At 56.2% G+C, this 22,926-nt stretch carries 19 protein-coding genes, 1 tRNA gene and 1 pseudogene; 9 read left to right on the forward strand and 12 right to left on the reverse strand.

Annotated elements, in window-relative coordinates:
- Positions 1–49 precede the first annotated feature (49 nt).
- On the reverse strand, positions 50–1,993 hold the full coding sequence (locus IDH45_RS21370; protein WP_190930168.1) for an MFS transporter: 1,944 nt from the start codon (positions 1,991–1,993) through the stop codon (positions 50–52).
- Positions 1,994–2,319: 326 nt separating this feature from the next.
- On the opposite strand from IDH45_RS21370, the gene IDH45_RS21375 reads away from it, so the two are divergent.
- Positions 2,320–4,074 carry an ABC transporter ATP-binding protein gene (locus tag IDH45_RS21375; protein WP_190930169.1) on the forward strand — a complete coding sequence of 585 codons (1,755 nt, stop codon included), beginning with the start codon at positions 2,320–2,322 and terminating at the stop codon, positions 4,072–4,074.
- On the forward strand, positions 4,071–5,828 hold the full coding sequence (locus tag IDH45_RS21380; protein WP_190930170.1) for an ABC transporter ATP-binding protein: 1,758 nt from the start codon (positions 4,071–4,073) through the stop codon (positions 5,826–5,828). The genes IDH45_RS21375 and IDH45_RS21380 overlap by 4 nt, the downstream gene beginning before the upstream one ends.
- 999 nt (positions 5,829–6,827) lie before the next feature.
- On the opposite strand, the gene IDH45_RS21385 is transcribed toward IDH45_RS21380, so the two are convergent.
- The 5 genes from IDH45_RS21385 to IDH45_RS21405 all read right to left on the reverse strand — a co-directional run bounded on the left by IDH45_RS21385 (position 6,828) and on the right by IDH45_RS21405 (position 9,139).
- Positions 6,828–7,154: a hypothetical protein gene (locus tag IDH45_RS21385; protein ID WP_190930171.1), complete on the reverse strand. Its 327-nt coding sequence runs from the start codon at positions 7,152–7,154 to the stop codon at positions 6,828–6,830.
- A gap of 167 nt (positions 7,155–7,321) precedes the next feature.
- A complete protein-coding gene (locus tag IDH45_RS21390) occupies positions 7,322–7,834 on the reverse strand; it encodes a GNAT family N-acetyltransferase (protein WP_190930172.1) in 513 nt (170 codons plus the stop codon).
- Positions 7,835–7,860: 26 nt separating this feature from the next.
- A complete protein-coding gene (locus IDH45_RS21395) occupies positions 7,861–8,187 on the reverse strand; it encodes a MazG nucleotide pyrophosphohydrolase domain-containing protein (protein ID WP_190930173.1) in 327 nt (108 codons plus the stop codon).
- Positions 8,188–8,219: 32 nt separating this feature from the next.
- Entirely contained in the window at positions 8,220–8,828 is a 609-nt protein-coding gene (locus IDH45_RS21400; RefSeq protein ID WP_317891251.1) for a nucleotidyltransferase family protein, read from the reverse strand.
- Between the two features lie 14 nt (positions 8,829–8,842).
- On the reverse strand, positions 8,843–9,139 hold the full coding sequence (locus IDH45_RS21405; RefSeq protein WP_190930214.1) for an antibiotic biosynthesis monooxygenase family protein: 297 nt from the start codon (positions 9,137–9,139) through the stop codon (positions 8,843–8,845).
- Between the two features lie 360 nt (positions 9,140–9,499).
- Here IDH45_RS21405 and IDH45_RS21410 point away from each other — a divergent pair, with 360 nt between their 5' ends.
- Positions 9,500–10,453, forward strand: a complete 954-nt coding sequence (locus tag IDH45_RS21410; RefSeq protein ID WP_190930174.1) for an SPL family radical SAM protein — start codon at positions 9,500–9,502, stop codon at positions 10,451–10,453.
- A 52-nt stretch (positions 10,454–10,505) separates the two neighbouring features.
- Here the strand turns inward: IDH45_RS21410 and IDH45_RS21415 are convergent, their stop codons facing one another.
- From IDH45_RS21415 to IDH45_RS21425, 3 genes are all read right to left on the reverse strand, one after another.
- Positions 10,506–11,195 (reverse strand): glycoside hydrolase family 73 protein, encoded by a 690-nt coding sequence (locus IDH45_RS21415; RefSeq protein ID WP_190930175.1) that lies wholly within the window; start codon positions 11,193–11,195, stop codon positions 10,506–10,508.
- A gap of 144 nt (positions 11,196–11,339) precedes the next feature.
- Positions 11,340–12,602: a DNA polymerase IV gene (locus IDH45_RS21420; protein ID WP_449583248.1), complete on the reverse strand. Its 1,263-nt coding sequence runs from the start codon at positions 12,600–12,602 to the stop codon at positions 11,340–11,342.
- A 10-nt stretch (positions 12,603–12,612) separates the two neighbouring features.
- Positions 12,613–13,002 (reverse strand): hypothetical protein, encoded by a 390-nt coding sequence (locus tag IDH45_RS21425; RefSeq protein ID WP_190930177.1) that lies wholly within the window; start codon positions 13,000–13,002, stop codon positions 12,613–12,615.
- A gap of 313 nt (positions 13,003–13,315) precedes the next feature.
- Here IDH45_RS21425 and IDH45_RS21430 point away from each other — a divergent pair, with 313 nt between their 5' ends.
- Complete coding sequence (locus IDH45_RS21430; RefSeq protein ID WP_190930178.1) at positions 13,316–13,726, forward strand: hypothetical protein; 411 nt, start codon at positions 13,316–13,318, stop codon at positions 13,724–13,726.
- A gap of 15 nt (positions 13,727–13,741) precedes the next feature.
- Positions 13,742–14,368 carry a LysE family translocator gene (locus IDH45_RS21435; RefSeq protein WP_190930179.1) on the forward strand — a complete coding sequence of 209 codons (627 nt, stop codon included), beginning with the start codon at positions 13,742–13,744 and terminating at the stop codon, positions 14,366–14,368.
- Between the two features lie 344 nt (positions 14,369–14,712).
- Here IDH45_RS21435 and IDH45_RS21440 read toward each other — a convergent pair whose 3' ends face one another.
- From IDH45_RS21440 to IDH45_RS21450, 3 genes and pseudogenes are all read right to left on the reverse strand, one after another.
- Positions 14,713–14,934, reverse strand: a complete 222-nt coding sequence (locus tag IDH45_RS21440) for a hypothetical protein (RefSeq protein WP_190930180.1) — start codon at positions 14,932–14,934, stop codon at positions 14,713–14,715.
- A gap of 319 nt (positions 14,935–15,253) precedes the next feature.
- Positions 15,254–15,748: pseudogene (locus tag IDH45_RS21445) on the reverse strand (C40 family peptidase); the annotation flags it as partial.
- A 328-nt stretch (positions 15,749–16,076) separates the two neighbouring features.
- Positions 16,077–16,149, reverse strand: a tRNA-Thr gene (locus tag IDH45_RS21450).
- A 285-nt stretch (positions 16,150–16,434) separates the two neighbouring features.
- On the opposite strand from IDH45_RS21450, the gene IDH45_RS21455 reads away from it, so the two are divergent.
- The 4 genes from IDH45_RS21455 to IDH45_RS21470 all read left to right on the forward strand — a co-directional run bounded on the left by IDH45_RS21455 (position 16,435) and on the right by IDH45_RS21470 (position 22,912).
- Entirely contained in the window at positions 16,435–18,735 is a 2,301-nt protein-coding gene (locus IDH45_RS21455; protein ID WP_190930181.1) for a helix-turn-helix domain-containing protein, read from the forward strand.
- Between the two features lie 583 nt (positions 18,736–19,318).
- Positions 19,319–20,281, forward strand: coding sequence for an ABC transporter permease (locus IDH45_RS21460; protein ID WP_190930182.1), 963 nt, complete (start codon positions 19,319–19,321; stop codon positions 20,279–20,281).
- Positions 20,282–20,336: 55 nt separating this feature from the next.
- Positions 20,337–21,206: a carbohydrate ABC transporter permease gene (locus IDH45_RS21465; RefSeq protein ID WP_190930183.1), complete on the forward strand. Its 870-nt coding sequence runs from the start codon at positions 20,337–20,339 to the stop codon at positions 21,204–21,206.
- Between the two features lie 128 nt (positions 21,207–21,334).
- Positions 21,335–22,912 carry an extracellular solute-binding protein gene (locus IDH45_RS21470; protein ID WP_317891252.1) on the forward strand — a complete coding sequence of 526 codons (1,578 nt, stop codon included), beginning with the start codon at positions 21,335–21,337 and terminating at the stop codon, positions 22,910–22,912.
- Positions 22,913–22,926 lie beyond the last annotated feature (14 nt).

Here is a 22,926-nt window from a genome sequence, read left to right on the forward strand (position 1 = left end):
TTTCGACAAAATTCTTCGAGAGCAAATCTGCCCCTTCAGGGGCTCTGATTCACTCTTCGTCCGCCCCCGCCCTCTTGCCGTTCATCCGGATCAGGAGCAGCGTCGTATCGTCGGTAACAGCCCCAAACCGGTTGAATGCGTCCACGATCCGCTTCAGCGCCAGCTCCGGGTCCCCTCCTTCGCCGGCTTCACTTAGCAGCTGTTCGAACCGGTCCAGCCCGAACCGTTCGCCGCCGCCGTTCTCCAGATCCAGCACGCCGTCGGTGTACATGACGAACAAATCGCCGGGCTCCATCACGACTTTGCCGCTCCACGGACGCAGCACCTCATCAATACCGAGAGGCAGGGAGTGGGTATCGAGCGCTTCCGCCGATCCGCTGCGCACGATGTAGGGGGCGACATGGCCGGCCGAGACGTAGGTGACCGATGACGATTCCCGGTCCACGAGCGCCAGGCCGAGCGTCACCATCGCCATCTCCTCCGGCTCGCGCAGCAGCATCCGGTTCATATGCTCCACAATCTCCGTAAGCGAATGGCCGTAATAAGCTTCGGACCGCAGTAGGCCGATCATCTTGGACATGACCAGCGCGGCGGCGAGCCCTTTGCCCGTGACGTCTCCGACGGCAAATAAAGCACGGCGCCCGTCGAGCGGAATCAGATCGTAGAAATCGCCGCCCACCTCCTTGGCCGATTCGGTCATCACGGCCGCCTCGATCCCGGGCGGAAGCCGCCACTGGGCGCGCAGCATGCCGGCCTGTACTTGACGCGCTTCGCGAAGCTCGGCGTCCTTTTCCTCATAATACGTGCCCAGCTTCTCCAGACGCTGCCGCTTCTCGATCTCGCGCGGCTCGAAATCGCTCACCCAATGAATGAGCAGCACGCTGATCAGCAAAATAAACAGCGCCGTCAAATAAACGACGATATAGTTGCCGTTCGAATATGGAACGACCAACGCATTCAATTCGGTCCCGAGCCGAATTGACAAGATGTAGAAACCGAGCCCCATCCCTGTGAAGAGAAACCGGCGGTCCGGCGACGATACGGCAGCTAGCGCATATAACACGAAGACGTCCAGCACGGCAAACCCGATCTGGATCAGCGTATTACCCGCAACGGCAGCCGGAAAAGAGGTGGAGAAGGCGAATGTCGTATACGCCAGCCCCAGCAGCACGACGCCAAGCGCCATGGCGAGCCGGAAGCCCCGCCTGTCGATGATCCAGCCGGCCAGCGGGATCGCCAGCACGTAAGGGATCGTCTGGTAATAAATCGTATGACTCCCGAACTCCTGCATAAACGGCTCGACGACCTGGTACATGATGCCTCCCAGCAGGAAAACGACGAAAATAAAAACAATGACCGGAACCGGATTCACTCCGGAATGTTCCGGTTGCTGCCGGCTGTCCCTGTCCGCGTCCCAGCCCGCATGCTCTCCCTCCAGTTCCTGGCGTATTCGGAGCAAAATATAAACTGCAACGAGCGGAAGCGCCGATACGATGGCAATCCCCGCTTGCGGCGGGATGCGATCGGAAATAATATGGAAGAAATACCGGACAAAGCTGACCAGCATGCCGTTAACGCCGAGAGCGAGTCCGATCTGCGCAAAAGGCACGGAGCGGGTGAGCATATACAGCCAGCTTAGCGACGGCAGCGAAGCGAACAACCCCATCGCACCAAAGACGGCAGGCCACGCGGAGCCGTCCAGCACGAGCAGCGCGAGGCTAAGGGCTGCACATAGAACCAGACAGCCGCTCGTAAGTGCCGGCAGCAGCCGTCCGATCGTTCGCCGCCACCTATGCAGGAGCACCCCCCAGCCGGCGAAGGAAAGGGCGTATCCGCTCAGAAAGGCGGTGGCCGCTTCAGCCGGGTCCACGCCCGCCGAAGCCGCGCTCGGGCCAAGAATCGATCCGAACAACGGAATCGATAACGTCCAGCCTTGCAGCGCTGTCATGAACAAAATTACCGGAACAAACCGTTTGATCAGACGCTCGTTCAATGCCTTTTCCCCCACATGAATGTCATGAATGTCATTCAGACGAATTCGCGTCCGGAGCGGCCAATCGGCTGCAACAGCTGCACCCGTGCGCCTGTCCGTTTGCTTCTCTGTGATCCGAGTCGAATTTTGCCAATGACATACTAGTTCGACAGAACTACTTCATTCCCTTCCGCCCTTATCGGGCTTAACGGGAAATGATTTCCCGGCTCCCGGGGAGATCGGTTGTATCCGAAATCTCCCGTTGACGCCCTGCCGGGAATCTTCTACAGTTACTATCATGGTTGCGACCCGGCTTTCGGGTCTGTCAGGAAGGGAGCACGTTTCGTATGCCCGAATTTAAAATACCTTTACGCCAATACGCCGGATTATTGCGCCATTACTTGCGTTCGCAGCGGCGATCGATTATTGCGCTGAGCGCCCTGCTCATCGCCGGGCTGATTATGCAGCTCGTCAATCCGCAATTCATCCGTTACTTCATCGATTCTGCGCAAGGCGCGGAGTCCAACCGGGCTTTATGGATCGCCGCCGGCCTGTTCATCGGGGTGTCGCTGCTGCAGCAGATCGTCACGGTCGGCGCGACTTATATCAGCGAAAATATCGGCTGGATCGCGACCAACAAGCTTCGGGGCGACGTAGCCGAGCATTGTCTGGGCCTGGACATGTCGTTTCACAAGTCGCATACGACCGGTGCGATCATCGAACGCGTCGACGGCGATATCAATACGCTGGCCAACTTTTTCTCCAACTTCGTCATTACGCTGGTGAGCAATCTGCTGCTGGTCGTCGGCATTCTCATCCTGCTGTACCGCGAAGGCTGGCTGGTCGGAATCGGCATGACCTTTTTTGTCGTCGCCGCCATTTATTCGATCCAATATATTCGTAAGTTCGCCGTCCCCCACTGGGGCAAGCTCCGTCAGATCAGCGCCGACTTCTTCGGTTTTCTCGGCGAGCATCTGGAAGGCACCGAGGATACCCGGGCTAACGGGGCCAGCGGCTTCGTCATGCACAAGTTCCATACGCTGCTGCGCACCTGGCTGCCGATCCGGGTCCGCGCCTTCCTCGGCTGGGCGGCGATGTGGATTACGACGCTGGTCGTGTTTACGATCGGCAATGCGATCGCTTTTGCGCTGAGCGCCTATTTGTGGCATAAAGGAGCGATCTCGATCGGCACCGTTTATATGATCTTTTATTACACCGAGCTGATGGCCAAGCCGATCGAGAAAATTCGCACGCAGATGGAGGATTTGCAAAAAGCGGACGCCAGTATCGTCCGAATCCGCCAGTTGCTCGATACGCAGCCGGCAGTTCGTGACGGAATCGGAACGCCGATTCCGGGCGGGCCTCTTGCCGTTACGTTCGACGACGTCACCTTTTCGTATGAGAGCGGCAAAGCTACGCTGGACGGCATCGATTTCCATCTCGAGAAAGGCCAGGTGCTCGGCCTGCTGGGGCGGACCGGCAGCGGCAAGACGACGCTGGCGAGGCTGATGCTCCGGTTTTACGATATCCAGCAAGGGGAAATCCGGCTGGGCGGCGTCCCGATCCGGGATACGCGGCTTCGGGAACTGCGAGGGCGGATCGGCATGGTGACGCAAAACATCGAAATTTTCCAGGGCACGGTCCGCGATAATTTGACGTTTTACGACACGTCCATACCCGATGAACGAATGATTCGCGTGCTGAACGAACTCGGCCTGGACAGCTGGCTGAGCTCCCTGCCGCAAGGGCTAGATTCGACGCTCGAATCAGGCGGCGGCGGACTGTCCGCAGGCGAGGCGCAGCTGCTTGCTTTTGCCCGCGTCTTTCTCACCGATCCCGGTCTTGTCATTCTGGACGAAGCGTCATCCCGTCTCGACCCCGCCACCGAGCAGCTTCTGGAGGCGGCCGTGACGAAGCTGCTCCGCGAGAGGACCTGCATCATCATCGCGCACCGGCTGGCAACCGTGCAGCGCGCAGACCGGATCTTGATTCTCGATAACGGCCGGATTTCCGAGTTCGGGGACCGCGAGGCGCTGGCGGCCGATCCGGACTCCCGATTTAGCCGGATGCTCGCGGCCGGAATGGAGGAGATGCTCGTATGACGACCTTTCAACTGTTATGGCGGCTGATCTGTTACCGGCCGCGCTGGTATATCGCCAACGCCTTGATGTGGACGCTGATCTATCTGACCCCGATTTTGCCGGGCCTGGTCACGAAAGCCTTTTTTGATACGCTGTCGGGCTCCGCGCCCGCGCAGCTCGGTTTGTGGACGCTGATCATCCTGCTGCTCGGCACGGCTCTGGTCCGGTCCGGCTTTATCATCGGCGGGTTTATTACCGACGTTAATTTCCGGATGCGCGTCGGCGGGCTGCTGCGCCGGAATATGCTGCATCATATCTTAAAGGAGCCGGGGGCCAAGGCGATTCCGATCTCCCCCGGCGAAGCGATCAGCAATTTCCGCGACGATGTGGAGCAGACGGAGGAAGCGATCAGCTGGTCGGTGGACGCGTTCGGCATGACGGTGTTCGCCATCGTATCGTTTGCGATTCTGATGGGAATCGACGCCCGTCTGACGCTGCTCGTCTTCGTTCCGCTCGTATTGGTCGTGACGGCGGTGCAGTTGTCGACGACGATGTTGCAGAAATACCGGGCGGCCAGCCGGGAAGCGACCGGGCAAGTAACCGAAGCGATCAGCGAGATGTTCGGCGCCGTTCAGGCGATTCAGGTCGCGGGCGCGGAGAGCCGGGTCATCGGACGGTTCAAATCGCTGAACGACCAGCGCCGGAGCGCGATGCTGAAGGACAAGCTGCTCAACCAGACGCTCGACTCGGTATTCTCCAACACGGTGAATTTCGGAACAGGGCTCATCCTGCTGCTCGGCGCCCAATCGATGCGGAGCGGCAGCTTCACGGTCGGAGACTTCGCTTTGTTCGTGTATTACTTGACGTTTGTGACCCAGTTTATCCAGAACTTCGGCAAGTTCATCACCTACTTCAAGCAGACGGAAGTGTCCAAGAAGCGGATGGAAAGCCTGCTGCAGAACGCGCCGCCGACGCGGCTCGTCGAGCCGCATCCGCTGTATCTCCGCGGCCCGCTTGAGGAACCGTTCATTCCCGCCAAGACGGAAGCGGACCGGCTGGATCGGCTGGATGTGAACAATCTGACGTATCGTTATCCGGAGACAGGCCGGGGGATTGAAGCGATCGATCTGAGTCTGCCCCGCCACTCGTTCACCGTTATTACCGGGCGGATCGGCTCCGGCAAGACGACGCTGGTGCGCGCCCTGCTCGGCCTGCTGCCGAAGGACGAGGGCGACATCCGCTGGAACGGCCGTCCGGTCGACGATCCGGGCAGCTTCTTCGTGCCGCCGCGCAGCGCGTACACGTCACAGGTGCCGCGCCTGTATAGCGACACGCTGAAGCGCAACATTCTGCTCGGCGCCGCCGACGATCCGGCCAAGCTGGATGCGGCGATCCGCGCCGCGGTGCTGGAGCCGGATCTGGCGGGGCTTCCCGCCGGTCTGGAGACGGTCATCGGCCCGCGCGGAGTGAAGCTGTCCGGCGGCCAGGCGCAGCGGACCGCCGCGGCGCGCATGTTCGTGCGCGAGGCTGAACTGCTCGTCTTCGACGACTTGTCGAGCGCGCTCGACGTCGAGACGGAGCGGCGACTGTGGGAGCGACTGTTCGAGCGCCGCGAAGCGACCTGCCTCGTCGTCTCGCACCGCAAATCGGCGCTCGCCTATGCCGACCGCATCCTCGTGCTGAAGGACGGGCGGCTCGAAGCGGAGGGCACGCTCCAGGAGCTGCTCGCCGGCAGCGAGGAGATGCGCAGGCTGTGGAACATGGAGCTGGAGTAGAGAGCGGGCTTGAAAGCAAATTGGTTTTTTGGGGGATGTATGGAAGGTGGGGTAGCTGCTGGTTGCGGGTTATGCATTGCTGGTGGAATAGGTATGGGCTGCAACAGACATTGGCTTGGACTAAACACTGGCTTGGAGATGAGGGGACCTGAACGTAACGTAACTTCAACCGCGAATCGTACAGCTAAGCTGCTTTGTAAGCAGGTCGTGTGCAGATGCGCCGAATATGGACGTGTACAGGGGATGGTGTGCGGGGGATGGTGTGCGGGGGATGGTGTGCGAGGTCCGGGGTATGCGCTCTGAACAAATTAAGAGCCTTTGGCATCCTTTATTTTCTGCCTTTTCGTAAATCCGGGGCCAATAGAGGCGGTTTGCACCCCTTATTTCAACCAACTGGCCCCATCTGCGCCCTCTTCGCCGATTTTAGAAGCTTCAAACCGCTCTTATTCCGTGGTCAAGCGGGTATTCGGACAAAATAAAGGGTGCAAACCACTCTTATCCACCTCGAATCCAGGGGGATGGCCCCCAGCTATTTATCGCGAAAGAATGCTGTCTCAAGCTGCGTAGCAACGGGATTTCTGCATGAGTGTGTTTTCAAACTGCACTTTTCTTGACAACTCCACGTTATTGCATGCCAACGATCGGGCGCCTCCATCTCTTCCCGCCTATGATAACCGGCCTTTTGCGAGCTGAGGGGCTGTTGCAAAAATCATTTTGCGTCTTGGAGTGCCCCACTTAAGAACCCATGTTCCTCGTCAAGAAAAAGGACCTCCGCCCCCACTCAACCGTGTATTTGGGGTCCTTTCGGTTTGAAAAATGAGACATGCTCCTGTCACGCGAATCCTTATTGGACAGCCCCATCCTTTCTTTCTTGGCGCTTATGAATAGTTCTACACGATACACGAAACGCGAAACCTTTCCTCCAGCAAAAAACCGCCGGAATCCAGCTCCGACGGTTCCTCTCTACTGCCGGCGCTTCCTGCCACGCGCCATCCGTACTTATCTCACTCGGCGATACGGGCCGGACGAATACCGATTGTCCTGCTGCGTCAGCGCGCTCAAGATCAGAACGATCGCCGAGATGATGTGCATGATCATGCCGACAATTGGAATAAAGCCGACGATGCTCGTCACAATCCCGACGACGCTGCCCAGCCTGCCCGCATTTTCTTTATGACAAATCAGCAGGGTGACCAGGTGCAAAGCCAGCATCACCCATAACGCCGTGTATCCGCTGAATATAACGAACGCGCCTCCCAGAACCGGGATGCCGAGGAATGCTTCCATGCCGCCCGTAACGAACTTCATCAATCGCGATAAGCTCATTGTGATACTCTCCTCCCGAATGCAGGCGCTGCAGCCCGCTCTTGATTATGTACTCAGTATAGCACCCGGGAGAAGCATCTACATCGGACCAAAGACAAAACCTCTTCCCCGTCCAAGGTCGGGTTTCCCGCTCGTCCATCTGACCGGAATCGACGTTAGATTATACGTTATACCCGATCCTTCAGCTCCAGACGGAATACGACGCGCCTTCCTCCCCGCCCGTCGTAATCGTCGCAAACGGGGAGTCCTTCCGCCATACGCTGCTGAGCGTCCATCCGGAACCCGAGTCTGGTGTGAAACGCGATCGAGCCCGACTTCGAAGGAGCGGTGACGCAGACGACCGCGCTTCGTCCCAGATCCCGGACCGTTTCGATAAACTCGTCGTACAAAGCGCGCGCAATCCCCGTTCCCCGGCAATCCGGGGCCACCATCACTAGACGGATGTAAGCCTCGTCCGGCAAGCTTTGCGACAAAAAGCCGAGCACAAAACCTACGATGCGTCCCTCCTTGACGGCGACGAAGCACGTCTGGCGGAAATGCCGGAAAAACCATTTCGTCAAACAATCGCTTTCCACCGGTCCTCCCCACCATGCTTCCGCTACCGAACGAATCGGAGCGCAGTCATCGGGCTCGATCTCGCGGATCGCATACAGCAGCCGGCTTTCTGGATACCGTTCCATTCCCGTCCCTCCCTTGTTCCTTCCGTTCATTCACCGCTTTGGGCCGGATACCGGGTACGGTTCAACTGCTCCTTCAAGCGGCAACTCGTCTCCAGATCGATCCCATATACATTGGCGATCGCCGCAACGTAGTACAGGACGTCATATAGCTCTTCATCAATCGTCCCTTTAATTTGCCCCGTTTCCCGGTACAGCTTGTCCTTGCGGACAGCTTCGGCCAGCTCGCCGATTTCCTCGAACAGCTTCAGCATATACTGGTGCTTCAGCTCAGGACGGTAATCTTTCTCTTTAATGTAGGCTTGCAGCTGTTTTAGCGTTAACGTTTGCTGTTCCTGCTGATCGCCGTTCCCCATATCCCGCTCCTCCCTGCTCGTCCGCCTAACGTTTATTGATCCCAAGGCAGGTTTGTCAGATCCGGCCACTTCGCTTTCCACTTAGCCGCTTTGTGTTCGTAGATCTCTTGGGTAATCTGCGTTTTGTTCGCTCTCACGATCATGCCGAACAAGTCGTTTAAGCCGTACGGAGCGTATACCGACGGCTGCCTCCGCCCATCCAGACGGATTCCGACGCAGGTCGCCGTCGTTGGCCAGCTGTTGATCGCTTCTTCCAGTGTCCGGTACGGGCGGATCGGAAACCCGAAACGCGACTCGTACCAGAGGTGGACGCGGGCCTGGTTTTTCACGTCGATCCGCACCGGGGCGTCGGCAAACAGTTCGTGCGCCTTACGTACCGTCCTATCCTCCGCTTCAAAGCTCAGATCGCTGTCGTCATAATAAACGAAGTCCGCATCCTCGATTCCGTAAAGCGGGTCGTAGCCCGACAAAACGTTCCATACCGTCTGGACGATACAGCCCGCCCCCAGATAATAGCTGTGCTGCCCAAGGGAAGGCGCCGCCTCGAGCATGGCGGACAGCCACCGCTGCCCGGACGCCATCGACCACAGCAGCTCGGTTTGGGCGGTTATATCGCGATTATAGCCTGCACATTCGCTCACACCGGCACCTCCTTTCAGGATGGATAGATGCGCCGGTAATGCTCGACGGTCGGGAACGGATCGTAGAAATGATGGAGCAGCCTTTCCCACTCCTGATACTTCTCGGAGCCGCGGAAGCCGATCGTATGGTCTTCCAGGGTGTCCCAGCGGACTAGCAGCAAATATTTGCGTTCTTCCTCAATGCAGGCATGCAGCTCATGCGAGCGGTACCCCGGCATGGACGAAATAATCGCCGACGCTTCGGCAAAAGCGGCTTCGAACCGCTCCGCCTCTCCCGGCTTAACTTGCAGCATGGCGGATTCCAAAATCATATTCATCTTCCTCTCTTGGCAGGACATTCGGCGAGTAGTCACGGACCGAACTGCCGGCACACCGACAATGGAAACGGCCTATTCGCGACATTATAAGCCACATCCCCTTGGAGGGACAACTATTTTGTGGAGTATGCGGTACCACGATCGTACCCAAGCGCCGCTGACGCAAGTGTCGCCTGAACTTATGACGAACTAATGCCGGTGCCGCCTAATAAGCCGCCGCTTCCGGGATCGGAAGCCTCGGATTCACAAAAGGTAACCTGCCTCCCCTGCTGGTGGAACATATCGATTGCGCGGCCGGATTGCTTTTGTTAATATAGGAACACACGTTCTTATTATAACAGGTGGTGAAGGTGAATGAAACGTCAAATTCGTTACGAGCCGATGCCCGTCAAAACCATGCTTAACGCCGTTAAAGCTCCGTCCATGCCGTTCGAGCAGTCCATTAATCCGTACCGGGGATGCCAGCACGGCTGCGCCTTCTGCTATGCCCGTTCCACGCATTCGTTCCTGGGCGCTGAAGCCGACGATACGTTTCAAAACCGCATTTTCCTGAAAACCAATGCGGCCGAAGCCCTTAAGGAACAGCTGGAGAAGATGGCTCGGTCGCGTAAAGGCATCGGAGGTATAGGCCGGATTGCGATCGGTACGGCGACCGATCCGTATCAGCAGGTCGAAGCCAAGGCCCAGTTGACCCGGCAGTGTCTGGAGGTGCTGGCGGATTACCCGGTCCCGGTGTCGATCACGACCCGCTCGCCGCTGATTTTGCGCGATCTCGACCTGCTTCGGCGCATGCCTGACGTGTCAGTCAACATCAGCATCGGCACACTGCGTACGGACATTTGGCGGAATTTCGAGCCCTCCACTCCTTCTCCGGCCAAACGTCTGGACACCGTCCGTCAGCTCGGGCAAACCGGCATACCGGTCGGCGTATTCGTTGCGCCGATCTTGCCCTTTCTATCGGATGGGGAGGAGGATTTGCACAGCCTCATACGAGCGCTGGCGGAGCATCGTCCCGAGTATGTCATGTCTTCGTTCCTGCGGCTGAGTACCCGGGAAGTGAAGGTGTGGTTCTTCCACACGCTGAGGGAGTTGTATCCGCATCTGACCGAAACGTACGCGGCCTTGTACAACGGCACCTCCTCGGCACCGGAATCGTACCGCCACCCGCTTAGGCATAAGATCCGGCAGTGGCTTGTCCAATACGGTCTTCGGGACTCCGAATCGGTCCGATTAGCCGCTAAACCGCAGCCCGACGATTCGGCTTGCTCTACTGCGGGTCCCGCCGTACAACAGTTATATTTGTTTTAGCTGTGGGCAACAAAAAAGGGAGGCAGCGCCAAGACAGCACCCCTCCTTTGTATCAGATTAACCCTTTGCGGTGCAGAACCGTGATAATCCGGTAAAAATCGTATGATCCGTTCTCCGGTGAATCGACCAGACCGGCTCGAACCGCCGCTTCAACGGCCGCCTCCGCCCAATCCGGCACTTCGGGCATGTTCAGCTGCTGCCGCACATCGGCCAGAGCTTGCTTCGTCCCGGCCAATTCCCCTTTTAGAGCCGCGAGCTGCGTTTTCAACTCTTCAATCGCTTGAATCATCTGATCCGCCTCCCGGTCGTAAGCTGTCAATCCGTAACTCTCAATGATGCTGATCAGCTTGGACGCATAGTTCGGGTCCGTCGCGTATCCGGCAGCCTGCAAGGCGCGCGCGGCACCGGCGTAATCTCTTGCGGCGCTGTGCGCAAAAAAGCCTGCGTTCGCATACCTGCGGTTTTCATGCAAAAACCGCGAATGATCCTGGATGCTGTCCTCCCAGCTGGCGTACGTACGGAAGCCTGCCCGAATCGTCACCCACTGGCCGTTTATATATTCCCGTGTATCCTGTGTCGTTCCGCTTCCTTTAATACCGAACAAATTGTTGCCGGGCACCGAAGCCCCCCAGCCGGTTTCCAAAGCCGCTTGCGCGATTGTAATGCTGGCGAGCACCCCGGATGTCACCATGTTCTCGACGGCGCCTTCGGCGATTCGTCCGATAAACGTCTGGTTCGTCATGATGCACCACCGCCATCTCGTCGAATTTCAAGGATTGGCCTCGTGTTATCTTATGAAAACGGAAGGCGCGCGGGAACGGCTTATACCGGGGGTGGGGGATGGAACTCATCCCGGGGCGGCAGAAGCTTCGAGGCCGGGGCTTCTCTACTTATAATGCCCTCCGATCATCTTGGATCTGCGCTGAGCCTGCCCGGCCGGGGTAACGGACGACGCCCTCATCAGCGCGGTATTGCCGAATTTCGTCTTGATCTCGTCGGCCGTCCGCTCCAAAACCATCTTCCGTTCGCGGTCGTCCGGGAACATGGACATCTGGTACACGTCGTCCGAAGTCAGATCGGACAAGGTGACGCCTACTTTGCGGACCGGCATGCCGTTCCAATGTTTCTCGAACAGCCGGCAGACGGCCTCATACACTTCCCCCGTCAAGTTCGTCGTATAAGCCAGCTTCATCTGCCGGTAAAAGCCCGTCGGCCGGTCGAAATCCGCGCCCTGGCATCCCGCCGCGACGACCTGCCCCATCAGCCCCTTCGAACGGCACCGCTGGCACACCAGCTCCGACAGCTCAAGCAGCACCACCTTCAGATCCTCCAGATTCCGGTAATCAACCGGAAGTGTCATCATGTGGCCGATCCCCTTCTGCTGCGTATTGAACGTATAGGGGGATACCGGGGAATCGTCGTGGCCGTTGGCGATCCGCCAGAGCACCTCGGCGTTGATGTCGCTATTTTTCCCAAACTTGCGTCCGAGCATTTCTTTGACTTTATCCAGCGGCGTATTTGCCAGCTCTCCGATCGTCGTAATGCCGAGCAGGTTAAAATGCTGCGTCATCCGCGAGCCGACCATAAACATTTTGTCGATCGGGAGCTGCCACAGCGTATCCTCCAGCTTATCCTTATGGAGGTAAAAGATGCCGGATGGCACCTTTTTCGCGTAATTGTCGCAAGCCGTTTTCGCTAAAATTTTGTTCTCGCCGATTCCAACTCGCGTCCGGATCCGCGTCTCGTTCCAGACCTGCTCCTGGATTGCCTTGGCGATTTGCTCCGGTTCGCCGTACAGGGCGCGGGAGCCGGTCACATCAATAAATTGTTCGTCGATGGAGTAAGGTTCGACCAGATCGGAGAATCGTTCATAGATATGGGTGATCTGCAAAGAAACGTCGATGTAGTACTGCATACGGGGCTTGATAATCTCAAGCTGCGGGCACTTGGCGAGCGATTCCCGGATCGACTCCGCCGTCGTCACCCCGTATGATTTGGCAATCGGGCAAGCAGCCAGAATGATCCCGGACCGCCGTTCCGGATCGCCTGCGACTACGACCGGCTTGTTGTCCAGATCCGGACGCGACGCTTTTTCGACGGAGGCGTAGAACGACTGGCAGTCTGCGAGGAATACGATCCTTTTGCTCAACGCGGTTCCCTTACAGACGTCCGTCATATAGGCCCAGATAATAATCCATCAGCAGCTCGAGCTCTCCCCCGAACATACCGCGTATGAGCGTATACTTGGCCCGGCGCCCCCGGCAGTCGTACTCCCGGGAAACCTCCCTGTAGTTCCGTTCCTCCCCGTAAAGGACGATTCCGCGTCTGCGCAGCTCCCGCTCGGTTATCACCATATCTTCGCCGATGCGGCTGATGGCCCGTTCCATTACGGCCAGATAAGGTGCGGAGAAGACGAACGGCCCCTCGTTTTCGGTTTTGTCCTTGTCTGCGGTAAAAATGGAAAGGACGACGGGTAGAAGGGTCGCGTTACGAAGTATTTGCATTTCCTCGGGAGAAGCGTCGAGATGCACATCAGATGATAAGGACATACGGAACACCTCCGAATAAAATAAGAACACATGTTCCTATTATAATCCGACCCGGCATTTTTATTCAACAAATAACCCCCGACAAAAAAGCCCAATTCACGTTTCGACCCAGGGACAAGCAGTTGGGCTGGGCATAAGTGGGGGAATAGGGGCGCTCCACAGGGCGCGATCGGATAAACAAATGGATATGCCGCATGCACAGCCTGCCCTCCCCTGCCCTGCCCGCCTCCCCTTGCCGGGTCGTGCTGGAATAAAGTCGTGCACAGCCGGAAACGATAAGGGAAATCATGTCATCGAAAGGAGACCATTCGCCATGACCGAGCACAGCACGGATCACAGCATGTTCGAACAAACCGCCTTTGAGACTGCCGGCATACCGACGCCTTACGATCAACAGGACATAGGCTCGACGGACGGTGTCAGCGATGCCATCCAGAGCATCATGGATCATATTGAGGAAGAGAATTCGGTTTCTTCTACCCATGAGCGGGGCAAGCCCCGACCAGCAGCGATAACGACTTGCGGCACTTCCTCCCGGGCCGTCCCCAGAAGCAGCGGATGCGCAGCCGTTGTTCAGACCCATGAAAACCGTGATATAATAACGCAAGGGCTTGGAGTTGATCGTTCGAGGAGCGTTCAGAGGGGTAGCAGCCCGAGCTCCGAATGTTTGTTTTTTCATTTCTCAGGCGGTTCAAAGTCAGAAAGAATAATGAAGGTTATATAAAGGGAGATGAAACGCGTGGAGCTTCTGACCGCCCTGTCTTTCTTGGGGGTAGCCGTTCTGCTTACTCTGATGCCGGGTCCCGACAATTTGTTTGTGGTGGCCCAAAGCCTGTCGAAGGGCAGCAAAGCCGGGATCGCCACGGCACTCGGGTTGTGCTCGGGTCTGATCGTTCATATAACGGCCGCCACTCTTGGAATTTCAACGCTCATTTATCAGTCGGCCGTGGCGTTTGCGGTGGTGAAGTACGCAGGCGCGGCCTATTTGCTGTATTTGGCCTGGAAGTCCTTCCGCGAGAAGGAAGCGGACCTGACACTCGCCGCTGACCGTCGTCCGGCGGACTACAAAGCTATGTACAAAAAAGGAATCGTCATGAACGTCCTGAATCCTAAAGTGTCGTTGTTTTTCCTGGCGTTATTGCCGCAGTTTGTCACAAGTTCGTCCGGCAGCGTCGCGGTTCAGATGCTGATCTTGGGAACGATCTTCCTGGTTCAGGCTTTGCTTATTTTTATCGGGATCAGCGTATTTTCCGAAAAAGTAGGGGGCCTCCTGCGTAAAAGTCCGGTTCTCTCGAAACGGATTAATATCATCCAGGGGACGTTGTTTGGCATCATCGGATTAAAGATTGCTTTTAGCGAGAAGTAGCCAGCTGCAGGCGGCTTATACAGCGGAAAGAGAAAGAACGATGAGTAAAGAACATGGGATGCATATGATCCTTTGCAGCGTTGTTATCCGTGCAGGGAAACGAGACTTCCGCTATAATGTGAAAACGTTCAGTACCAATTGGCCGAAAACGACGTTAATTCCGCGAATTTGCAAATCAAAGGCTGTCCCAAAAGCGCTCGCATGAGATGGTGACGCCAATTTTCAAACGACGAAAGGATCTCAACCCCCAACTATACAGTGGAGGCTAAGGTCCTTTCTTGAGGAAAATCATCTGAATTGGGGGCGCAAAAAATCGCAAATGACTTTGGAGATAGCCCCCGCTTTTACTCTTCCCGGTCGGCGGCGTCCTCGCCATTTTCAGCGGCTTCGCCCGCTTTGTCACCCAGCGAAGCTCCTACGATCCCGCCTACCACGGTACCGACCGGTCCCAAAGCGGAACCGACGACAGCTCCTAACGCGCCGCCGCCTACCGCCCCTACAACCTCTTCCGTGCTGGCTTCTCCGTTACCGTTACCGTTGCGGTTACGCTCGTTGTGTTCAGCCATTCCGCTCACTCCTTGTCCTCGTAATTAGAACGCTGCTGGATTCTACAGCAGACTACGAGGATAGGTTGCCCCAACCGGGCGGAAAAGATTCTTAACGAAATCAGGAAAAGGCGCGCTCCCGATCCTACGATTCGATTTCAGGTCTTTATTGGGTAAAGCTTCATTCAAAATCAAAGAGATCCCGCCAGTTCCATCCGTCGCTCCCCCAGCCTGAATCGTACTCCGGTTGCCCGGCTTCGGCTTCCGGTTCGGCCGGCTTTACAGTTTTGACAGGTGCCGCAGGCTTGGCAGGCTCAGCAACAGCTTGTTCCCCGGCAGGCAGCACACGGCGCGCCATGTTGTAGTGGCTGTCCCAAGATCCGGAGTTGAGATCGGAGATCGTTACGCCGGGAGTGCCATACGTATGAAGGATTTTACCATCCCCGATATAAATCGCTACGTGATGAATCGGGGAATAAAAGAAAACCAGATCGCCGGGCTGCAGTTGATCGCGCGGCACATAGGTCCCCACCTCAGACTGCTGACGCGACGAACGCGGTAATGTAATCCCGTTAAGCTTGTACACATGTTGAACAAAAGAGGAGCAGTCGAACGAACGGGTATCCCCGGATTCCGCCCCATATTTATAAGGGACCCCCATGAATTGTTGGCCCGTAGAGATGATCGCAGATGAAGCCGAAGCAGACGAGGATGAAGCCACGGCTGCATGCGCCGAACCGGAATTAAGGAACAAGCTGCCCGAAAACATCAAGGAAAGACTCATGCCCGCGACGACAACCGCTTTTGCAAACGAGTGTTTTCTTATGATATTCATAGTTTCCTCCTCGAAGTAAGATGGTCTTGTGAATCGCTGCAACTATCGTAACACAAGTCGAGCCGACTAAAATTTGGCGAAGCACGGAGAAGTTCTTCGCATCGGCGGGTTACACTCGAATTATGAGAATTTGATTAGAATAAACGTTCACGATTTGTATTGACAAATCCAACATGCAGGTTTCGGCACTTCCTCTGCGCACCGGCCGGCGTTTCGCCGCCTCTTTAATGTGCTTGCTCGCCACCCTTGCTGCAAGTTAATTTTCGATACAATAGAAAAACGCACCCCCCCGATCACGAGAAGCTGCGTTAGTGCTGAGATTATACGATGCTGATGAAGGGATTCGAACCCCCGACCTACGCATTACGAATGCGTTGCTCTACCAGCTGAGCTACATCAGCGCATCGGATATGAATCACACTTAATCTATATTACTCATTTTCAAACGAAAGTCAACACAAAAATTCACGTACAGAAACATCCCGCAGGATGGTCCCTATTATTCCCAACCCACCCAAAATTCAAGCTACCGCAAGGCGTCACCGGCCAGTCCGATCCGGCAATAACTCCGCTTACGCATTGGAACCTGTGACAAAATCGTGTATGATATATATATAAGCGCTTACATGAAGTGCTGCAAATTTAGGACGAAACGCTTCATCCACATCGTAGACGGAGGTTGTGCCATGATCAAGCGGTTCCGCTTGTTCCGCAGTCTTCCTTTCCAGAAGAAACTGCTTCTCTCCTCGCTGCTTTTAAGCGTACTGCCTGTGCTGCTGCTTGGCAGCGCCGCTTCTTATTTCGCCGCCTCCAGCATCCAGGATGAGGTCAATGCGAAGCATGCGTCGACGCTGCGGCAGCTTGAGAGCCAGGTGGACTCACTGCTGAAGCGGCTCGATTACATGTCGATACAGCTCGCCGGCGATTTGACGATCGAGAAGTCGGCCCGCCTCGGCATCTCGATGGACGACCGGGTGACGCTCGAGACGACGCTGGATATGGTCGAGACGTTTCGCAAATACCGCAGCTTGTCCGATCTGCCCTTCCACTCCTACTTGGTGTACAACCATTTCGATATCGTATACTCGAGCAGGGATGGACTGCTGAACACCTACCAGTTTCCTTATTACGACGCGTTGCGGCAGTATGTGCCCAAGTTTACCGGTTCGTTGTTCCTCCCTTCGAACACGTATCCGAATCAAAGGGATTTTCTGATCGTCCGGCCGGTCGGAAGCTCGTCCACAGTAGACGGCGTCCTCTTTTTGCAGGTGGAGCCGGAGCGCCTTTTCGAGCTGCTGCAATCGGTGGAAATCAGCGGCGACAGCCAACTGCTTGCGGTAGACAGCACCGGGCGCATCGTGCTAAGCCAGAAACCGATGGAAGTCGGAACGGCGCTTCCGGCTCCGTTCGCGAAGCGGCTGACGCAAACCGTCCAGCCTTCCCCAACCGATACGGTCGCCTACGGGGACGAGTTATATCACGTATCCGTTCACCGGTCCGGCTATAACGACTGGACGTACGTCATCATCGCTCCCCAGGGCGGGCTGACCGCCAAGGCGGACCTGATCAAGCAAGTCACTTGGCTGATGGCCGGCTGTCTGGCTCTCGTCTGGGGCCTGATCGCCCTGTTCGCTTCCAAGCGGCTCTATTATCCGATCCGCGCCCTGCTGATGAAGCTGCCTCAACGGACGAAGCCGTCCCAGGACGAGCTGCAGCAAATCGACGCCTTTATGCAGCAAATGATGGATACGAATCGCAGGCTGGACTACGAGCTTCGCGAGCAGATTCCCCAGCTCAAGGAAAATACGCTGCTCAAGCTGCTGCACGGAGAGCTGAACGACGCCGAGTTCGCGCTCAAAACCGAAGAGTATGCCTTGCCCCTTCGCGGGCGTTCATTTGCGGTATGCGTCTTTGAAGTAGACGCCTATATGGAGTTCCGGACCAGCTACATGGGCAAAGACCGCTCGCTGATGATGTACGCCCTGACGAAGCTCGTCGACGAGCTAGCGGCTCCATTATTTCCCGCCGTATGCGTCTCCCCTTCCTTCGGCCAGGTGGCGCTGATCGCGGGAACGGACGACCCTGCCGCTCTGGAAAGCGACATCGAAGACTTGTGCGGACGTGTCCGGATCAAGGCAAAGGAACTGTTCCGGTTCACGCTGACCGCCGGCGTCAGCCGCGTCCGGCCCGAGGTGCGTTGCATTCACGAAAGCTACATGGAGGCGGTCGAGCTGCTCAGCTTCCGGCTGCTGCTCGGTCACAATCTGACGATCAGCCAGCGTGCCGTTGAGTCGATGGACTCGGTCAAGCAGTCTGCCCGCAATTTGATCATGCGCCAGAAAGCGATCGTCAAGCGGATTTCCGAAGGAAATATAGCGGCGGCCGTAACCGAATTCGAAGATATGGTGCGGGAAATTCCCCGGCAGTTGACCGGGTTTAAGCCGGTCACCGGTATTTTTACGAACCTGATCGGCGAGATCGACCACTTGCTGAGTCAGCTCGGGTACGAACTGCATCAGCTGTTCCCGGACAATGTGTACGCCAAAGTGAACGAAGCGGAGACGCTCGACCAGTTGAAGGATTGGTTTGTCGATTGCTTCTTCCCGGCGTTCCGCCATCATTTCGAGCGGCTTACCGTCCCGAACCAGACCAAAATCGCCCAGCAGGTTGCAGAATACGTCCAGAACGGGGCTGAAGGAGAACTATCGCTGCAGGAGGCGGCGGACCGGTTCGGCTTATCGCCCTCTCAGCTTAGCCGGGTGTTCAAGGAAGAGATGCGGGTCAACTTCATCGATTACGTCATCGAGATGCGGATGTCCCGGGCGAAGGAATGGCTGGTCCACTCGGACATGCCGATCAAGCAGATCGCCGACCGTCTTCAATACACGACGACGCAAAATTTTTCCCGCGCCTTCAAGCAAACGACGGGCATGTCCCCCGGACAATACCGGGAATCAGTCCGGCACCAGCAAGGGGGTTCGGCCTAAATACCAACAACAGTCGGGCGGCGGGAGACGTTACGCTGGATCAGGTACAAGCGGATAAACGGGACCTTGCATCGCCCGGACGACATCGAGGAATACACCGCGCTTGACCCAAGCCCGCACTTATACGCGATCCGGAAGCTTTCCAACTCCTGTTTGCAGGGGGGCCGAAAGCTTTCTTTCACGTTTCCGGCATGTTTCTTGCCTTACTCTTTACTCTAGCTCCCCATCCGCTTTGACCTGCTTGCCCGCCCGAGCTGCAAGACATCCATTCCGACATTGCATTTGCATCCTCCCGCGCAGACTTGTATGCCTTGATGATCTTGTCCATCCCGGACAAGACCATCTGCCTGCCCACCCGCCGATCGTCACCCCCAGCCTCTCCTTCTCACCGCTCCAAAACCGCGTCATTACAAGCTTTCCCGGCATTATTCGGACATGTTTCAAATTTTGCATACCGGTATCCTTGTTTGCGGAGCCGCTTGAAAAAATAGATCGTTTACAGGCCGCATCCGTTTTTTCTATGATGACCTCATACAACCGACAAGAAACTATGGTCGTACCGGAAAGGGGGATAACCTACATTATGAGAACGGTTTCAAATGAAACAGCCGCGCAAGTCCCTGTCACGTCCGGCTCCAAATGGAACCTGATCCGGCGGAAACTATGGAGAAGCCGGATGATGTATTTGTTTGTTCTGCCGGGCACGCTGTACTTCCTTATTTATAAGTACGTGCCTCTGCTAGGCTCGGTTATTGCATTTCAGGAATACAGTCCGTTCCAGGGGTTTCTGCACAGCGATTGGGTCGGATTCGCCCATTTCCGGAAAATTTTCGACAATCCCGAAGTGGTGCAGGTGCTGATCAATACGATCACATTATCGTTTCTGCAAATCGCCGTCGCCTTCCCCGTTCCGATCTTGCTGGCCCTTATGCTGAATGAGACGCGGAACGAATGGTTCAAGCGGCTGATCCAGTCGCTCGTTTACTTGCCTCACTTCCTGTCCTGGGTCGTCGTGGTCGGACTCGTGACGATTTTCCTGCGCAGCGACGGCGTCGTAAACGGTCTTCTGGAGCATGTGTTCGGGATCGAACCGATCCTGTTTCTGCAGCAGCCTTACCTCTTTAAGCCGCTTATCGTGCTGGAGGTTATATGGAAGGAAGCCGGATGGGGCACGATCGTGTTCCTGGCCGCGCTGGCCGGGGTGAATCCGGAGCTGTACGAAGCGGCTATCGTGGACGGGGCGAACCGGTGGCGGCGCATCTGGCACATTACGCTTCCCGGCATCCGCAGCACGATCGTGATTTTGCTTATTTTGCGGCTCGGTACGGTGCTGGACAACGGGTTCGAGCAAATTTTCCTCATGCTGAATCCGTACGTACAAGAGGTCGGCAACGTGCTCGATACTTATGTGTACTATAAAGGTATTTTGCAATCCGACTTCAGCTTCGCTACCGCGGTAGGGCTGTTCAAGTCCGTCGTCGGACTCGTCCTGGTCGTGGCGGCCAACAAGCTGGCCAAGAAGTTTGGCGAAGAGGGCATCTACTAGTATCAAAAGCCTCCCCAAGGGGCTTACTATCACCACGAAGGAGGTGCAGCACGTTATGCAGCACCGGACTTGGCTCGGCCGGGCGGCCGACTGGGTGAACATCCTGGCATTGACTTTAATCGCGGCAGCCATGATCGTCCCGTTTCTGTACATTTTCTCGGTGTCGTTTTCCTCGATGGAGGAATATTTGCGCAAAGACTTTATTTTATGGCCGGACCGCTGGGTGACCGATGCTTATCAATACATTCTCGCCAACGACAAATTCGTCAAATCCGTTCTCATCACGATCTGGATTACCGTACTTGGCACGACGCTGAACCTGGTCTTTACGTCGACGATGGCTTATGCGCTGTCCAAACCGTTTTTCGGACAAAGAATGTTCCTGTTCCTGGTGCTGTTCACCTTCCTGTTCAGTGCGGGCATCATTCCGACCTATCTGGTCGTCAAGGAAACCGGCTTGCTGAACTCCATCTGGTCGCTGATCATTCCCGTCCTCATCAGCCCGTGGAATCTGATCGTGTTCAGCCAATTTTTCAAAAGCATTCCCGAGGAGCTGAACGAAGCCGCGCTAATCGACGGGGCCGGGGAATTCACCGTTTTCTGGCGAATCATCCTCCCGCTGTCGAAGCCCGCGCTCGCCACATTCGGCCTGTTCTACGCCGTGATGCACTGGAACTCGTACTTTACCGGCATCCTGTACTTGAGCAATCCGAACTTATGGCCGATCCAGATGCTGCTGCGCCAGATCGTTGTTGTCAACGACACGAGCTCGCTGATGACCGAACAGGTGCTGACCGACCCGCCTCCTGCGGAAACGATCCAGATGGCTGCGATTTTGCTCGCCACCCTGCCGATTCTGATCGTATATCCGTTTCTGCAAAAGCATTTCGCCAAGGGGGTGATGATTGGTTCAGTCAAAGGTTGATCGGAAAACCAGACTTTTTGAACTCGCACTTGAGGTGACAGACCGGGGGTCAAACAGGAACAGCTGAACCGTATCGGTCACGAACACGGAACGTACCGCATGTTTACCAATCTATGGAGGTGTCGCAAGTGAAAGGAAAAAAACTTGTCAGCCTGATGACCGTCTCCCTGCTCAGCATAGCCGTAGCCGCTTGCTCCGGAGGCGGCAAGCCCGCAGCCGACCCGAAACCGGGCGATGCGAACGCACCCAAAACGAACAAGATGCACGAGATCAGCTTCCTCAACTTCGCCTACACCATCTTCCCCGACCCGAACGGCAAAGGCGTCGAAGCGATCAAACAGAAGTTTAACGCGAACATTAAAGCCCAGTTCGTGCTCCAGTCCGACTACAAAGAAAAGCTGAACGTCATTATGGCTTCCGGCGATATGCCGGACGTCGTAGCGGTGAAGGACCTCGATTCCAACTATTACAAATGGGCAAAGCAAGGCGCTTTCCTGCCGCTCGACGACTATATCGACAAATACGCGACGTTTAAAGGCGTCCCGAAAACGATCTACGACCAGTTCCGCGTCAACGGCAAAATATACAGCATCCCGATGTACGCGCCGACCTATACGTTCTCGGGGACGATCCGTCAAGACTGGCTCGATAACCTCGGTCTGAAGATGCCGACCAACTACAAGGAATTACTCGAGGTCGCCATCGCCTTTACCAAAAACGACCCGGACAAAAATGGCAAAAACGATACGTACGGCTTCGCCCTCGGCCAGGACATCTCGCCGACGCATGCGATGGGCGCTTACTGGTCGCCGGCCTGGTACCATAAAGATAAAGACAACAACTATATCCCCGGCCTGATCGGTCCGGGACGCAAAGAAGTGATCGAGACGCTCGCCGCCGCTTACAAAGAAGGCGCGGTAACGAAAGACTTCGCGGTGCTCAACTGGGCGCAGACGAACAAGGAGTTTTACTCGGGCAAAGCGGGCATCTTCATCGGCACGCCTACCGGGATGGTCGAAGAATATTACACCGGCCTGCTGAAGGTGAACCCGACGGCCAAAGTAGCTCCGATCCCGTTCTTCAAAGCGCCTGACGGCTCGCAGGGCAATCCGAAGGCGAGAGGGTTCTTCGGATTGACGACGCTGTCCGCCAAGCTGAAGGACGATCCGGACAAAATCAACAAAATTTTGGAAATTCTCGATTACGGACGTCAATTCATCCCGGTTGCCGAGCGGACTCCGCAAAACCAGCAGTTTGACTGGATCATGGGCGGCAACGGCATCGGTTACGAGATGATCGACGGCAAAGCGGCTCCGAAAGCCGGACAGGAAGCGAACACGCCGATCCAGTATATGCTCCAGCGCCACGAGTTCTGGAAGCCTTGGTCGCCGAACGACGAAGCGAATCAATACTCGATCGCCTCCTACAGCTCCAAGGAAATGCAATCGTTCATCGCTACGATCGAGCAGATGGAGAAAACGTACAACAAAACGCCTTACGACGACCCGTCGAACCTTGTCTACTCCGAGACGCGAGCGGCCAAAGGAACGGAGCTGGACAAATATTTGCTCGGCGAACAAACGAAGATGATCTCCGGCCAGCGCCCGATCGCCGATTGGGACAAAGTGACCGAGGAATGGAAAGGCCGCGGAGGCTCGCAGCTGATGAAGGAAATCAACGACGGCATCAAAGCGGTTAACAAATAAATCCTAACAGCTAG

The sequence above is a fragment of the Paenibacillus oceani genome (genome assembly GCF_014705615.1).
Taxonomy (GTDB): domain Bacteria; phylum Bacillota; class Bacilli; order Paenibacillales; family NBRC-103111; genus Paenibacillus_AB; species Paenibacillus_AB oceani.

Bases quoted from the DNA above. Each gene is read 5' to 3' on its own strand.
- IDH45_RS21375 (WP_190930169.1), top strand. From the start codon at position 2,320: ATGCCCGAATTTAAAATACCTTTACGCCAATACGCCGGATTATTGCGC.
- IDH45_RS21380 (WP_190930170.1), top strand. From the start codon at position 4,071: ATGACGACCTTTCAACTGTTATGGCGGCTGATCTGTTACCGGCCGCGC.
- IDH45_RS21385 (WP_190930171.1), bottom strand. From the start codon at position 7,154: ATGAGCTTATCGCGATTGATGAAGTTCGTTACGGGCGGCATGGAAGCA.
- IDH45_RS21390 (WP_190930172.1), bottom strand. From the start codon at position 7,834: ATGGAACGGTATCCAGAAAGCCGGCTGCTGTATGCGATCCGCGAGATC.
- IDH45_RS21395 (WP_190930173.1), bottom strand. From the start codon at position 8,187: ATGGGGAACGGCGATCAGCAGGAACAGCAAACGTTAACGCTAAAACAG.
- IDH45_RS21405 (WP_190930214.1), bottom strand. From the start codon at position 9,139: ATGATTTTGGAATCCGCCATGCTGCAAGTTAAGCCGGGAGAGGCGGAG.
- IDH45_RS21410 (WP_190930174.1), top strand. From the start codon at position 9,500: ATGAAACGTCAAATTCGTTACGAGCCGATGCCCGTCAAAACCATGCTT.
- IDH45_RS21415 (WP_190930175.1), bottom strand. From the start codon at position 11,195: ATGACGAACCAGACGTTTATCGGACGAATCGCCGAAGGCGCCGTCGAG.
- IDH45_RS21425 (WP_190930177.1), bottom strand. From the start codon at position 13,002: ATGTCCTTATCATCTGATGTGCATCTCGACGCTTCTCCCGAGGAAATG.
- IDH45_RS21430 (WP_190930178.1), top strand. From the start codon at position 13,316: ATGACCGAGCACAGCACGGATCACAGCATGTTCGAACAAACCGCCTTT.
- IDH45_RS21440 (WP_190930180.1), bottom strand. From the start codon at position 14,934: ATGGCTGAACACAACGAGCGTAACCGCAACGGTAACGGTAACGGAGAA.
- IDH45_RS21455 (WP_190930181.1), top strand. From the start codon at position 16,435: ATGATCAAGCGGTTCCGCTTGTTCCGCAGTCTTCCTTTCCAGAAGAAA.
- IDH45_RS21460 (WP_190930182.1), top strand. From the start codon at position 19,319: ATGAGAACGGTTTCAAATGAAACAGCCGCGCAAGTCCCTGTCACGTCC.
- IDH45_RS21465 (WP_190930183.1), top strand. From the start codon at position 20,337: ATGCAGCACCGGACTTGGCTCGGCCGGGCGGCCGACTGGGTGAACATC.